Source organism: Epibacterium sp. HA2-3 (assembly GCF_055693725.2).
On record NZ_CM172490.1, the window covers coordinates 2,258,496 to 2,272,204 of the forward strand.

Here is a 13,709-nt window from a genome sequence, read left to right on the forward strand (position 1 = left end):
TGACATACATCAAAGCTCGCTCAAAAAACGACAAGGCCTCATGACCCCGCATTTCTTCGGCTTCGGCAGCCTCGTGAACACCGCCACCCATGTCTATGGAAACACCCGCCCCGCCCGGCTGGAGGGCTGGCGGCGCACTTGGGTGCGCACCCCCGATCGCTCCATGGCGTTCCTGAGCGTCATGCCCGCACCCGGCCACGTCATCGAGGGCCTTTTGGCGGCGGTGCCCAATGGCGACTGGGCGGCGCTTGATGAGCGCGAAACCGGCTATGTGCGTGTCGATGTCACGCCGCAAGTGGCACATGACATGGCCCCTGCCCCGCAGATTTCGCTCTATCAGGTGCCAGAGGAGTCCCACGACCGCAACGCGCGCGATCACAAGATCCTGCTGAGCTATCTCGACGTGGTGTTGCGCGGCTATCGGGAAGTGTTCGGCGATGCGGGTGCAGAGGCCTTTATGGCGACGACGGATGGGTGGGACACGCCGATCCTCAATGATCGCGCCACCCCCTATTACCCTCGTCATCAGGTGATGACCCCGGATGAACACGCCCTGCACGATGCGCTCATTGCCGAGGCTGGTGCACGGGTTTTGGCGGGCGGAGAATGATCTCGCGCAGCCTCCTGCTGCTCCGGCGCATCACGCGCCAGCTCTGGTTTCGGGTGGTTGCGATTTCCCTGTTCTCGCTTCTGGCGCTGGCGATCGCCCCATTGCTAGCGCCGATCCTGCCGCCTGCCTGGGAGGACCGGTTTGGTCGCGAGGCGGTTCTGCCGGTATTGACGATCCTTGCCTCCGGCATGCTGGCGGTGACGACGTTTTCGCTCAATGTCATGGTCAGCGCCTACCGCACCGCCTCCAGCATGGCGACGCCGCGCGTCTACCGGCTGCTGCTCGAGGACACCGTCACCCAGAGTGTACTGGCGACCTTTACCGGCGGTTTTGTCTATTCGCTGAGTGCCGTGATCCTGTTTCGCGCCGGGATCTATCCGCCGGGATCGGCCTTTGTGGTCTTTGTGATGACGGCGCTGGTGGTGATGCTGATCGTTCTGGCAATCTTGCGCTGGATCGATCACCTCTCGGATTTGGGCAGCATGGACCACACGCTGCGCCTGATCGAAAGCCGCAGCTGCAGCAGTCTGCGCGCGCGCAAAAAGACCCCCTGCCTTGGCGGCTGCTGTCTGACGACAGAGCCCCCATCGAGTGCCAGCCCCATTCCCGCAAGCCAGAGCGGATTCGTGCGCTTTGTCGATATGGCGGCGCTCAACCGGCGCGCCAAGGAGGCCGGTGTCACGCTCTACCTGACCCGCCTGCCCGGCGAATTTGTCCTGCGCGGCCGCCCGGTGGCCATGGCCGAAGGGGCCGATGAGGCCTTCTGTAAAGAGGCAAGCGGCCTCATTGATGTCGGCGATGTGCGCAGTTTCGAACAAGACCCGACCTTTGGGCTGACGCTCCTGGCGGAAACCGCGCAACGCGCCCTTTCGCCCGGGGTCAATGATCCGGGCACCGCCTATGAGGTCATGGGTCGTCTGACGCGTCTGTTGTGGGAGAACCTGCCCGAGGACTCCGAGGCCACAAAATCAGACGCGGATTTTCCACATATTCACCTGCCGCCGGTGACTGCATCCGCCTTGCTCAAGGCCAGCTTCCCGCCGATCGCGCTCTATGCCGGGGATGCGCCAGAAGTCATGGATTGGATGCAGACCTCGCTCAAGGCGCTTGAGCATCACCCCAATGCGGCCATGACGCGGGCTGCGCAAGAGATGCGGCAGGACTACTTTGAGAATTCATAAAAATACGGGCAGCGCCTTGGCCCTGCCCGTTCATAAATTGTGACGTGATCCACGCCGCGCCTGGCGCGGTGGTTTCAATCAGCCGCGGGCGCGCACGGTCTGCATCAAGGCCAGAAGTGCGGACATATCCGGGCCACGCTCCATGCCGGTGACGGCCTTGCGCAGCGGCATAAAGAGCCCCTTGCCTTTGCGGCCGGTCTTTTCCTTCACTGCTGCGGTCCATTTGCCCCAGCTCTCAGAGTCGTAGGGGCCTTCGGGCAGAAGGGTCATCGCCTCGGCGATAAACTCCTTGTCCTCGTCGGCAATCAGCGGCTCCGCTCCGTCGCGGCACAAGATCCACCAGCCCTCGAGATCCTTGAGCGTGGTGATGTTTTCCTTGGCCACCGCCCAAAAGGCCTCTTGGGTGTCTGCGGGCACGCCAATGGCGTCGAGCTCGGATTTGACTGTCGCAACCGGCAGGGTCTGCAGGTAGCGCGCGGTCAGCGGATAGAGATCCTCGGCGTCGAACTTGGTCGGCGCAGAGCCGAAACGGTTGATGTCAAAACCGTCAACCAGCTCGGCCATATCGGTGCGCAATTCCACCGGATCAGAGGACCCTAGACGCGCCATCAGCGACAGAAGCGCCATCGGTTTGACGCCCGCCTCGCGCAGATCGCGCAGCGCCAACGTGCCAAGACGCTTGGAGAGCGCCTCGCCCTGCGGGCCGGTCAGCAGCGAGTGGTGGGCAAACTCGGGATGGCCATGGCCGAGCGCAGCCATGATCTGAATTTGCGTCGCGGTATTGGTGACATGGTCAGAGCCGCGCACAACATGGGTCACGCCCATGTCGGTGTCGTCCACCACAGAGGCGATGGTATAAAGGACCTGCCCGTCGCCGCGGATCAGCACCGGGTCCGAGACAGACGCCGCGTCGATGGAGATGTCACCAAGGATGCCATCGGTCCACTCGATGCGTTCCTGATCGAGCTTGAAGCGCCACACACCATTGCCGCGCTCGGCGCGCAGGGACTCTTTTTCCGCATCCGACAGCGCCAGTGCGGCGCGGTCATAGACCGGCGGTTTGCCCATGTTGAGCTGCTTTTTACGTTTGAGATCGAGTTCGGTCGGGGTCTCGAAGGCCTCGTAGAACCGGCCGATCTCGCGCAGCTTGTCGGCCGCTTCGGCATAGCGGTCGAGACGCTCGGACTGGCGCTCCACCTTGTCCCAGGTGATGCCGAGCCATTCGAGATCCTGCTTGATCGCGTCGACGTATTCCTCCTTGGAGCGCTCGGGATCGGTGTCGTCGATGCGCAGGATGAAGGTGCCGCCCGCCTTGCGAGCGATCAGGTAGTTCATCAAAGCAGTGCGCAGGTTGCCCACATGGATATAGCCGGTGGGGGACGGCGCAAAACGGGTGGTGGTCATCGCAAATCTCCTGTTGCGCCTGCTCTGTCACAGGCGCGCGGAATTGTCCAGTTTTCGCATGGTGTGCCCCTCTGCGTGCGCCCCTGCGGGGCGTGGCCTCCGGCGGAGCTATTCTGGAAAAGATGAAGGGGTCGGAGACCCTGCACGCATTCGTGATCTAAGTTACACGGATTTCGAGCGCAGGCGCTCTAGTTTCACCACCTATCAAACAACTGGGAGACTGACATCATGACGTTGAAGCTATCTCGCCGCGCGGCTCTTGCCGGTGTTGCGGCTGCCCCGATCGCCGCGACGGTTGCGGCCCCTGCCCGCGCGGCCGGCCATGAAGCTGCCAAGGCGCCTCTGCATGCGCGTGCGTTCAAGGTGGGCGACTACACGGTTCACAGTCTGCTGGCGGGCAGCACCGGTCGCGACGGTGTGAAGGATATCTTTGGCGGCGGAGCCTCTGATGAGGCGTTTTCCGAAGTCGCGGCAGAGAATTTCATCTCTGACACCAGCGCTCAGTTTTACTTTACGCCGACACTCGTGGACACCGGCTCGGAGAAGATCCTCTTTGACACCGGCCTCAATGCAGGTGGGATCACAAAAGCGCTGGCGGATGCGGGCGTGACGCCGGAAGAAGTGGATGTGGTGGTGCTGACCCATATGCATGGCGACCACATCGGCGGCATGACCGACGACAGCGGCGCGGCGACCTTTGCCAATGCGCGCTATGTGACGGCAGCGGCGGAATATGACCACTGGACCGCAATGCCCGAAGGCAATGGCGGCGCGGATCGGGTGCGCGCCAAGGTGGCACCGCAGGCCGAGAAGATGAGCTTTATCGACGATGGTGGAGCGGTGGCCTCGGGCGTGACCGGGATGGCAGCCTTTGGGCATACGCCGGGCCATATGGTCTATATGATCGAGAGCGCCGGGCAGCAGCTGCTGCTGACGGCAGATCTGGCCAATCACTATGTGTTCCCCTTCGCCCATCCCGAGTGGCAGACCAGCTTTGACACCGACAAGGATGCGGCCTCGGCCACGCGGCGGCGGGTGCTGGAAATGCTCGCTGACAGCCGCACGCCGATGATCGGCTATCACATGCCCTTCCCTGCCGCGGGCTATGTCGAGCGGCGCGGCGAGGGGTTCCGTTTTGTGCCGGTCAGCTATCAGATGATGGGCTAAGCGCCAAAACGACTGAGGCGGAAGGGGCGCGGATCCACAATGGGCGCGTCCCCCGTCACCAGATCCGCCGTCAACCGACCGGCCCCGGGGCCAAGGCCAAAGCCATGCCCGCTGTAGCCGGTGGACACAAACAGCCCCGGACGGGAGATCACTTCGGAAATCACCGGGATCTCGTCCGGGGTCACATCGATCAGCCCGCCCCAGCTTTGGGTCACATCCGCCTTTTCCAGCGCCGGGAAGGCATCTCGAACCGCTGCAAGACCGCGACGCAGCGCTTTTTGCGAAGGTTGCGGGTCCAGCACGCGGGTCTCTTCAAACGGAGAGCGATCCTGACCGCTCCAGGGGCGGGCCTCGGCGCTCTCGATGCGCCAGCGGTCTGAGACGCGAAAGCGCAGCGCGGTCACATCACGCAGAAAGGCCGGGATAAAACGATGACCGATCCGAAAGGTGTCGGGCACGATGTCAAAGGTGTTCTCGCCGCCCGAGGCCACCGTGTAGCCCCCATCCATACGTTTGCGCAGGCCAAAACCAGCCGCCCAGAGTGCCGTTTCCGGCACACCCTCGACCGGGGAGAGGCGCATCACGGAGTTGAGGACCTTGAGCTGGGGCAGGAACAGGCCCTCGTTGCGCAGGAACAAGCGTGACCACGCACCACCTGCCACCACCACGGCGGTGGCGTTGACGCGGCCCTTTTCGGTGATGACCCCCCGGATGCGCCCCGCCTCCACATCCAGCCGTCGCACCGCGCAGCCGGTGATGACCACCGCGCCCTTATCCCGCGCAGCGGAAGCGATTGCATGCGTGGCCATCTGCGGCTCGGCGCAGCCATCCTGTGGGGTGTAGAACCCGGCGCGGATTCGGTGACCATAGCCCGGCGTCAGCTGTTCCAGTGACTCGCCGCGCAACATGTGCCCCTCGCCACCAATCGCCTTCAGATGCTCTGACCACGCAGAGAGCTCCGCCTCGCGTTTGCGGGTGTGGGCCGTGAACATGATGCCGCATTTGGTATAGCCGGTTGCATAGCCTGTACGCATATCCAGACCTTCCCAGATGCGCTGGGAATGGGTCATCAGCTCCATTTCGCGGGGATCGCGCTGGGACATGCGAACCCAGCCCCAGTTGCGCGAGCTCTGCTCCCCCGCGATCTGGCCTTTCTCGCACAGGAGCACGGAATGGCCCCGCTCTGCGAGCTCCAGCGCGGTCGATGCACCAACGATACCGCCACCGATGATGACGACATCAACCGCTTTGGGCAGCACGCGGTCCGAATTGAAGTGAGGCAGCTGAGGTCCGGGCATGGGTCCGTTCTAGTCCGGTGTCAAACAGCGGGTCCAGCCGCGCATGAAACTCATTTGACCGGTTCCCGCAGCCTGTGTTCTCGGGGCCTCAATCACGGCCAGAACACAGGTGTTTTACGAGACGGTGGCAGGGATTTTCAGCTGGGATCACGCCAGCGATTGACAATCGGATAACGCCGATCAAGCCAGAAGGCCCGCTTGGTCAGCCGCGCGCCGGGAGCGGACTGAAAGCGCTTGTATTCGCTGATATAAAGCAGGTGCTCGACCCGTTTTGCCACGTCGCGATCAAAGCCTGCGGCGACGCAATCGGCGATTGATCCTTCCTGATCCACGAGAATGTCGAGAATCGCATCGAGCTCGGGATAGTCCGGCAGGGAATCGCTGTCCTTCTGGTCCTCGCGCAGCTCGGCTGAGGGGGGCTTGTCGATCACATTGGGGCGGATCACCTCGCCCTCTGGCCCCATCATCCAGTCGCGGTGATTGGCATTGCGCCAGCGGCAGGTTTCAAACACACGCGTCTTGTAGAGATCCTTGATCGGGTTATAGCCGCCGTTCATATCGCCGTAGATGGTGGCATAGCCCACCGCGACCTCGGATTTATTGCCGGTGGTCAGGAGCATCTCGCCAAATTTGTTCGACATTGCCATCAACAGAAGCCCGCGCAGGCGGGACTGGATGTTTTCCTCGGTGAGGTCCGCGTCCCGTCCCGCAAAGAGCGGCGCAAGCGTGTTGGTGATTGCTTCGCGGCCCTCAGAGATCGGCACATAGTCGTAGTTGACGCCCAGCGCCTTGGCGACGGCCTCTGCATCCTCGAGCGATTCCTTGGAGGTATATTCCGACGGCAGCATGACGCAGCGCACGTTTTCCGCGCCCAAGGCATCGACGGCGATGGCCGCAACGATGGCAGAGTCCACCCCCCCCGAGAGGCCCAGCAGCGCTTTCTTGAAGCCGGTCTTGCCCATGTAATCGCGCAAGGACAGCACCATGGTGCGATAGTCCTGCTCCCACGCATCGGGCAGATGCGCCTTTTCGCCCTCTTTGATGCGCCAGCCATCGGCGGTGCGCTCGAGATCAAGCTGTGCGAGGCATTCGTCAAAGACCGGCATCTGCAGCGCCAAAGCCCCATGCGGGTTAAGCGCAAAGCTGCCCCCATCAAAGACCTGATCGTCCTGACCGCCCACCATGTTGAGGTAGATCACCGGCAGGCCCGTTTCGACCGCCCGGGCAACCATGTGGTTGATGCGGGTTTCCATCTTGCCGCGGTAATAGGGCGAACCATTGGGAATGAGCAGGAACTCTGCGCCGGTTTCTTCCAGCGTCTCGGCGACGTCCTCGTGCCAGCCATCCTCGCAGATCGGGCTGCCGATGCGGGTGTTGCCCACGGAATACGGCCCGCCCAGCGGGCCTGCGTCAAAGATCCGAACCTCGTCAAACACCGTCTCATTGGGGAGATGGTGCTTGAGGCATTTGGAGGCGATCTTGCCGCCCTTGAGGATCAGATAGGCATTGTAGAGCTTGCCGTCCTCGACCCAGGGGCTGCCGATTGCCAAGGCCGGACCTTCTGCAGTGGCCTTTGCAAGCGCCTCGACCTCGGCGATCGCAGCCTGATGAAAGGCCGGTTTCATAACCAGATCCTGCGTATTGTAGCCGGTGATGAACATCTCCGGCAGCGCCACGAGATCCGCATCCGCCGCGCGACCCTCCTGCCAGGCCGAGAGAGCCTTGGCGGCATTGCCCGCCAAATCCCCAACCGTCGGATTCAATTGCGCAAGGGTGATGCGAAAACTATCGGCCATCATCGGGGTCCTCGAAAACATCTCTTACCCTGCCATGTATCAGATCCCCGCCGAAGGGAAAGCCTCCGGGGGGCAAAACCGTTGCGACAGGCCCCGCACTGACATAGGTTCTCGGGTAGGCACCCCATTTGACAGACCGCTCTCGACGAACTTGAGGCAACTGAGGTTTTTATGATCCGTATCAGCTCTACTCTGCTCCTGACCTCCCTGCTCTCTTTGAATGCCGCAGGGCTCAGCGCCCCCGCCTTTGCGCAGGACGAACAGGTCCTGACCACGCAAGACGAGATCGGTGGCGTCTATGAGGGCGAATTCAAGGGCGGCCTGCAACATGGTCAAGGGACCTATAAGCTGCCAAACGGCTATGAATATTCCGGCCAGTGGGTCGAAGGCGAGATCAAGGGTAAGGGGGTTGCCCGTTTCCCAAATGGATCAGTCTACGAGGGTGAGTTTTCCAAGGGGAAACCCGAAGGTCTGGGCAAGATCACCTTTGCCGATGGCGGCACCTATGAAGGCGAGTGGCAAGACGGTGTGATCAATGGCCAGGGCATTGCGATCTATGCCAATGGGGTGCGCTACGAGGGGTCTTTTGTGGACGCCAAACACGACGGGCGCGGGGTGATGCAAAACCCCGGCGGCTACCAATACGAGGGCGATTGGGTTGCCGGGCGCAAGGAAGGCACTGGCAAGATCACCTACCCTGATGGCACCACCTATCAGGGCGGCGTCAAGGACGGCAAGCTGCACGGTCTTGGCACGCTGGTGATGCCCGATGGCCTTAAATACGAGGGCGAATGGGCCGACGATCAGATGAATGGCACCGGAGTCCTGACGCAGCCCAATGGCGACGTCTACGAGGGCCCGCTGGTCAACGGTCGTCGTCAGGGCGAGGGCGTGCTGCGCTATGCCAATGGCGATGTCTACGAGGGCCAGTTCGACGATGATCTGCGTCAGGGCGAGGGCACCTTTACGGGCACCGATGGCTATATCTACAGCGGTCAGTGGCAGGCCGGTCAGATCGAGGGTCAGGGCAAGGTCACCTACCCGGATGGGTCCGTCTATGAGGGCGAATTCCGCGATGATCTGGCGCATGGGGTTGGCAAGATCACTTACCCCGATGGCTCCACCTACGAGGGCGAATGGGTCGCTGGCGTGATCGAAGGCAACGGCAAGGCGACCTACGCCAATGGCGCCATCTATGAGGGCAGCTTCAAGAACGCCAAAAACGACGGTCAGGGCGTAATGACATCGCCCGAAGGCTATCGTTACGAGGGCGGCTGGAAGGACAGCCTGCGCCATGGCGAGGCCAAGGTGACCTATGCCGATGGATCGGTCTATGAGGGCGCGTTTGCAAATGGCCAGCGCCATGGCTTTGGCAAGATCACCCGCCCAGACGGGTTCAGCTACGAAGGCCAATGGGTCGAAGGCAAGATCGAAGGCGAAGGCATTGCGACCTATGCCAACGGCGACATCTACGAGGGCAGCTTTGTGGGGTCCAAACGTCAGGGCCCCGGCACCATGCGCTATGCCTCCGGCCAGGAGGCCTCGGGCACTTGGAACAATGGCGCGCTTACCACACCAGATGCTGCGGCCTCTGAGGCGGATCAGAGCACGGATCCGGCCGCCGAGGAGACGCCTGACGCAGAGGCAGGCTCGGCTGGGGACGAGAGCAACTAAATCGCCCGATGGCCACGCTTCTCTATCTTGTTCACGGCGCGGCCGTGCAGCAGCAACAGCAGCTTTCCTACAGTGTATTGTCCGCGCTCAAGCACGGTGTAGACGGTGTCGATATGGTGTTGATCTGCGATGCGGCCAACCGCCGCCCCGACCTGCCCCTGCGCCATGTTGTGATCTCGCCAGAGCAGATCGCGCAATGGACCGACGGCGGGCGCCGACCTGCGCGCGCGCAGCTTCATGCCCTGGATCTGGCCCTTCGGGAGACAGGCGGGCCGGTGTGCTGGGCCTCAACCGACAGCGCATTCACCGCTGCGCCAGCTCGGCTCTTGGAGCGTATCACGCCAGAGACGCCTCTGTTTTTTGACCGGGACGGCTGGCTCACGTCGCGACCGGAATGGAGCCCGATTATTGACGCCTGCAAGGACACTGCCCTCTCAGAACAGATCCACCCCAGCACAGAGGTCTTCGATACGGGCATTTTGGGGTTTTCGCCCTCAGATTTGGATTTCATAAATCAATCATTGAACCCCTCTTTTTGGCCCCGCATTCCCAACAGTGTTGACAATTTCGAACAAATCTACCTATGCGCGCTCCTTGCGCAAAACGCACAGGAATTGCGGTTCTCTCACGACCTGGTGCGGCGGTATCAGGGCTATATGCAACATGTCTACCAAGGGCGGCTGGAGGCAATGTTTCCACCCGGCGGGGCCGTGAACACCGCGCTGGCAGCGCAGTTGCCTGCTATAACAGAGCCGCCCAAACCCTTGCATTTGCGTCTAAAAGCCAAAGCCTATGCGCTCAGACGCGGGCTTGGGCATGGGACGGAGTTTGGCTATCTCGCCTATCTCTGCGCCTTTGCGGCTCCGACCCCAGAGGGGCGCAATGTCTGGGCCAATATCGCTCTGGACATGATGGAACGCTCTGCCCGCGCGCCGCAAAAGCTGGTCAAGGACCTCTCAAAGCTTGCGCCTGAGGCATTGCCTGATGCGGAGCTTTCACCACAAACCGAAGAAAGATGGCGCAGGTATTGGATGAACGCCGGGCTCTAAACTCTTTCGCCCGCGTCAAGTTTTGCGAGGAACGCGCTCGCTTCCTGCAAAATCACATCGCGTTTCTCTTCGTCCATCCGGTCCCAGGTGCGATACATGTTGCCCATGCGCGGGTTGCCCTCAAACCGTGCCCGATGGCGGTTCAGGAAATCCCAGTACAGCAGGTTGAACGGACAGGCGCCCTCGCCCGTTTTTTGCTTCACCTTATAGGCGCAACTTCCGCAATAATTGGACATTCTGTCGATGTAGGCACCGCTGGAGACATAGGGTTTGGAGGCAATGATGCCGCCATCGGCAAACTGGCTCATGCCGACGGTGTTGGGCGCCTCGACCCACTCAAACGCATCTGCATACACTGCGAGATACCATTCGTGTACCTGTGCCGGATCGACCCCGGCCAAAAGCGCAAAATTCCCGGTCACCATCAGCCGCTGGATGTGGTGGGCGTAGGCCTCCTGCCCGGTCTGCTCCACCGCTTGCGAGAGGCAATGCATGTCCGTCTCCGCCCCCCAATAGAGCGCGGGCAGCGCGCGGGTTTGCTCCAGTGCGTTACGCGTGGGGTAATCCTCCCCCTCGAGGAAATAGATCCCCCGCACATACTCCCGCCACCCGAGGATCTGCCGGATGAAACCTTCGACCGCATTGAGCGGCGCATGGCCGTCCTGATGTGCGACCTCGGCCGCCTCGCAGATCTCCAGCGGGGTCAACAGACCGATGTTGAGATAGGGCGACAGGATGGAGTGATAGAGCCAGCGCTCATCCGTCATCATCGCATCCTGATAGTCCCCGAACTGCGGCAGAGCGTGGGTGATGAAATGCGCAAGCGCCTCCTGCGCTTCTTCGCGGGTGGTGGCAAACCAGAACGGTCGCAGATCCCCGAAATGCGTGCCAAAGCGCGCCTCCACCAGATCCAGCACCTCCTCGACCTCGGCGTCCGGTTCAAACCGGGGTGGTCCCTTGTGGTCGATGGTCTTGGGGGGCGCCTTGCGGTTCTCTGAATCGTAATTCCACTTGCCGCCAACCGGGGTGTCTCCCTCCATCAGAAGGCCGGTTTTCTTGCGCATCAGGCGATAGAAATACTCCATCCGGAGCTGTTTTTTGCCCTCGGCCCACTCGGTGAAATCCTCGCGCGCGGCGAGAAAGCGGTCGTCGGCATGAAAATGAACCTTGAGGGGGGCATATTTCAACGCGTGGATCAGCCGCCACTCGCCCGGCGTGGTGGCCAGCACCTCCGAGGCGCCAAATTCTTCGGCCCGGCGCAACAACTCCCCCACGATGCTCTCCGCGCCATCCTCGTCCAGACGCCGATAGGCCACACGCCAGCCATGCCTTTCGAGACGCTGCGCAAACTTGCGCATCGCCGCCAGCACCAACGCGATCTTCTTGGGGTGATGCGGGACATATGTGCCCTCGTCCATCACCTCCGCCATCACCACCACATCATGTGCAGGGTCTGCCGCTTTGAGCGCCGACAACCCTTCTGAAAGCTGGTCCCCCAGCACCAAAACAAGCCGTGTCATGATCGTGCTAACTGGCGCAGTGGGCGGGAAAATCCACCCGCAGTCAGAAAGTTCTTGGAAATTTTCAGCTCCGCCACCTCGCCCAGCACCCGCCATCGCTGCACCGCAGAGAATTTTGGCCCTTCCCATTCGCCGCTTGGCCTGTATAACTCGGGCCATGACCACGTTTTTGCATATCCAGATTGCCGACGCTGCTTCCTGCGGCGCGCTTTCGCGTGGCCTACTGCTCCTAATCCGCCTCTGAGCGTGCCATCCGGCGCGCCCGCTCAGAGGATGTGCATGCGCGCCATGGATTGGACCCTACCCCCCGAACAACATGCCTGACGTCCCCGGGGATCAGAGCAAGAAAGACATTTGACATGACCAGCAAGACCGACACCGTGAACCAGCAGGATCGCGTTCTCATTTTTGACACCACGTTGCGCGATGGCGAGCAGAGCCCCGGCGCGACCATGACCCATGATGAAAAGCTCGAGATTGCCGAGCTTCTGGACGATATGGGTGTCGACATCATCGAGGCCGGTTTCCCGATTGCCTCGGAGGGCGATTTCAAGGCCGTGAGCGAGATCGCGGAACGCTCCAAGAACTCCGTGATCTGTGGCCTGGCGCGTGCGAATTTCAAGGACATCGACCGCTGCGCCGAAGCCGTGCGCAAGGCTGCAAAGCCCCGCATCCACACGTTTATCGGCACGTCGCCGCTGCACCGCGCCATTCCCAACCTCACCATGGATGAGATGGCCGAGCGCATCCACGACACCGTGACCCATGCGCGCAACCTCGTGGACAATGTGCAATGGTCGCCGATGGATGCGACACGCACCGAATGGGATTACCTCTGCCGGGTCATCGAGATCGCGATCAAGGCGGGTGCGACCACCATCAACATCCCCGACACGGTTGGCTATACCGCGCCGCGCGAGAGCGCCGACCTGATCCGGCGCCTGATTGAAACCGTGCCCGGCGCTGACGAGATCATCTTTGCGACCCATTGCCATAACGACCTTGGCATGGCGACCGCGAACTCTTTGGCCGCAGTCGAGGCGGGCGCGCGCCAGATCGAATGCACCATCAACGGCCTTGGCGAGCGTGCGGGCAATACCGCGCTCGAAGAGGTGGTGATGGCAATGCGCGTGCGCAACGACATCATGCCGTTCCAGACCGGGATCGACACCAAGAAGATCATGCATATCTCGCGCCGCGTCGCCACGGTTTCGGGCTTTAACGTGCAGTTCAACAAGGCGATCGTCGGCAAGAATGCCTTTGCCCACGAAAGCGGCATCCACCAGGATGGCATGCTCAAGAACAAGGAAACCTTCGAGATCATGCGCCCCGAAGACGTGGGCCTTGCGGGAACGTCGCTGCCCCTGGGCAAACACTCCGGCCGCGCCGCACTGCGCGACAAGCTCTCGAGCCTCGGGTTTGAAATCGGAGACAACCAGCTCAAGGATGTATTCGTGCGCTTCAAGGAGCTCGCGGACCGCAAGAAAGAGGTGTTCGACGACGACATCATCGCCCTCATGCGCACCAGCGGCGACGAGGACGATCACCTGAAGCTGGTGTCGATGAAAGTGGTCTGCGGCACCGGCGGCCCGGCGGAATCCACCGTCGAGATGGAAGTTGACGGCAAGGACGTTACGGAAACCGCCGAAGGCGATGGACCGGTGGATGCCACATTTAAGGCGATCCGCAAGATCCACCCCAACGCCGCGCATCTGCAGCTTTATCAGGTGCATGCCGTGACCGAGGGCACGGACGCGCAGGCAACCGTCTCTGTGCGCCTTGAAGAAGACGGCGTGATCGCCACCGGCGACAGCGCCAACACCGATACGGTTGTGGCCTCTGCGATGGCATACATTGACGCGCTCAACCGCCTGATCGTGCGCCGCGACAAGATGGGCGAAGGCGCGGATTCGCGCGAGATTTCCTATAAAGACGTGGACTGACACACGTCACATCAAAGATCAAAAAAGGGCGCCGTCGGGCGCCCTTTCTTGTTACTGTGCATGACGT

General features: G+C 61.7%; 10 protein-coding genes. 6 read left to right on the forward strand and 4 right to left on the reverse strand.

Features of this window, described 5'->3' with window-relative positions; all coding sequences use genetic code 11:
* The first annotated feature begins 40 nt into the window (after positions 1-40).
* Positions 41-610, forward strand: coding sequence for a gamma-glutamylcyclotransferase family protein (locus ACZ1HH_RS10590; RefSeq protein ID WP_472636619.1), 570 nt, complete (start codon positions 41-43; stop codon positions 608-610).
* A complete protein-coding gene (locus ACZ1HH_RS10595; protein ID WP_472636620.1) occupies positions 607-1,791 on the forward strand; it encodes a DUF2254 domain-containing protein in 1,185 nt (394 codons plus the stop codon). Before ACZ1HH_RS10590 ends, ACZ1HH_RS10595 begins: the two co-directional genes overlap by 4 nt.
* 78 nt (positions 1,792-1,869) lie before the next feature.
* On the opposite strand, the gene gltX is transcribed toward ACZ1HH_RS10595, so the two are convergent.
* Positions 1,870-3,195: a glutamate--tRNA ligase gene (gene gltX, locus ACZ1HH_RS10600; protein WP_011539596.1), complete on the reverse strand. Its 1,326-nt coding sequence runs from the start codon at positions 3,193-3,195 to the stop codon at positions 1,870-1,872.
* Between the two features lie 228 nt (positions 3,196-3,423).
* Between gltX and ACZ1HH_RS10605 the strand changes: the two genes are divergently transcribed.
* Complete coding sequence (locus ACZ1HH_RS10605; RefSeq protein ID WP_416368954.1) at positions 3,424-4,362, forward strand: MBL fold metallo-hydrolase; 939 nt, start codon at positions 3,424-3,426, stop codon at positions 4,360-4,362.
* On the opposite strand, the gene ACZ1HH_RS10610 is transcribed toward ACZ1HH_RS10605, so the two are convergent.
* Together ACZ1HH_RS10610 and ACZ1HH_RS10615 are read right to left on the reverse strand one after the other, a co-directional pair.
* Complete coding sequence (locus ACZ1HH_RS10610; RefSeq protein WP_472636621.1) at positions 4,359-5,660, reverse strand: NAD(P)/FAD-dependent oxidoreductase; 1,302 nt, start codon at positions 5,658-5,660, stop codon at positions 4,359-4,361. The two genes, ACZ1HH_RS10605 and ACZ1HH_RS10610, sit on opposite strands and share 4 nt — an antisense overlap.
* A gap of 137 nt (positions 5,661-5,797) precedes the next feature.
* Positions 5,798-7,456, reverse strand: coding sequence for an NAD+ synthase (locus ACZ1HH_RS10615; RefSeq protein WP_487320445.1), 1,659 nt, complete (start codon positions 7,454-7,456; stop codon positions 5,798-5,800).
* Positions 7,457-7,627: 171 nt separating this feature from the next.
* Between ACZ1HH_RS10615 and ACZ1HH_RS10620 the strand changes: the two genes are divergently transcribed.
* Both ACZ1HH_RS10620 and ACZ1HH_RS10625 read left to right on the forward strand, forming a co-directional pair.
* A complete protein-coding gene (locus ACZ1HH_RS10620; RefSeq protein WP_472636622.1) occupies positions 7,628-9,130 on the forward strand; it encodes an MORN repeat-containing protein in 1,503 nt (500 codons plus the stop codon).
* Between the two features lie 8 nt (positions 9,131-9,138).
* Complete coding sequence (locus ACZ1HH_RS10625) at positions 9,139-10,179, forward strand: hypothetical protein (RefSeq protein ID WP_472636623.1); 1,041 nt, start codon at positions 9,139-9,141, stop codon at positions 10,177-10,179.
* Here the strand turns inward: ACZ1HH_RS10625 and ACZ1HH_RS10630 are convergent.
* Positions 10,176-11,699, reverse strand: coding sequence for a cryptochrome/photolyase family protein (locus tag ACZ1HH_RS10630; protein WP_472636624.1), 1,524 nt, complete (start codon positions 11,697-11,699; stop codon positions 10,176-10,178). The genes ACZ1HH_RS10625 and ACZ1HH_RS10630 overlap by 4 nt on opposite strands.
* Before the next feature lie 359 nt (positions 11,700-12,058).
* Between ACZ1HH_RS10630 and ACZ1HH_RS10635 the strand changes: the two genes are divergently transcribed.
* On the forward strand, positions 12,059-13,642 hold the full coding sequence (locus ACZ1HH_RS10635) for a 2-isopropylmalate synthase (RefSeq protein WP_011539603.1): 1,584 nt from the start codon (positions 12,059-12,061) through the stop codon (positions 13,640-13,642).
* Positions 13,643-13,709 lie beyond the last annotated feature (67 nt).

What these genes read in the sequence shown, in the direction of transcription:
- ACZ1HH_RS10590 (WP_472636619.1), top strand. Translation starts at nt 41, where the DNA reads ATGACCCCGCATTTCTTCGGCTTCGGCAGCCTCGTGAACACCGCCACC.
- ACZ1HH_RS10595 (WP_472636620.1), top strand. Translation starts at nt 607, where the DNA reads ATGATCTCGCGCAGCCTCCTGCTGCTCCGGCGCATCACGCGCCAGCTC.
- gltX (WP_011539596.1), bottom strand. Translation starts at nt 3,195, where the DNA reads ATGACCACCACCCGTTTTGCGCCGTCCCCCACCGGCTATATCCATGTG.
- ACZ1HH_RS10605 (WP_416368954.1), top strand. Translation starts at nt 3,424, where the DNA reads ATGACGTTGAAGCTATCTCGCCGCGCGGCTCTTGCCGGTGTTGCGGCT.
- ACZ1HH_RS10610 (WP_472636621.1), bottom strand. Translation starts at nt 5,660, where the DNA reads ATGCCCGGACCTCAGCTGCCTCACTTCAATTCGGACCGCGTGCTGCCC.
- ACZ1HH_RS10615 (WP_487320445.1), bottom strand. Translation starts at nt 7,456, where the DNA reads ATGGCCGATAGTTTTCGCATCACCCTTGCGCAATTGAATCCGACGGTT.
- ACZ1HH_RS10620 (WP_472636622.1), top strand. Translation starts at nt 7,628, where the DNA reads ATGATCCGTATCAGCTCTACTCTGCTCCTGACCTCCCTGCTCTCTTTG.
- ACZ1HH_RS10625 (WP_472636623.1), top strand. Translation starts at nt 9,139, where the DNA reads ATGGCCACGCTTCTCTATCTTGTTCACGGCGCGGCCGTGCAGCAGCAA.
- ACZ1HH_RS10630 (WP_472636624.1), bottom strand. Translation starts at nt 11,699, where the DNA reads ATGACACGGCTTGTTTTGGTGCTGGGGGACCAGCTTTCAGAAGGGTTG.
- ACZ1HH_RS10635 (WP_011539603.1), top strand. Translation starts at nt 12,059, where the DNA reads ATGACCAGCAAGACCGACACCGTGAACCAGCAGGATCGCGTTCTCATT.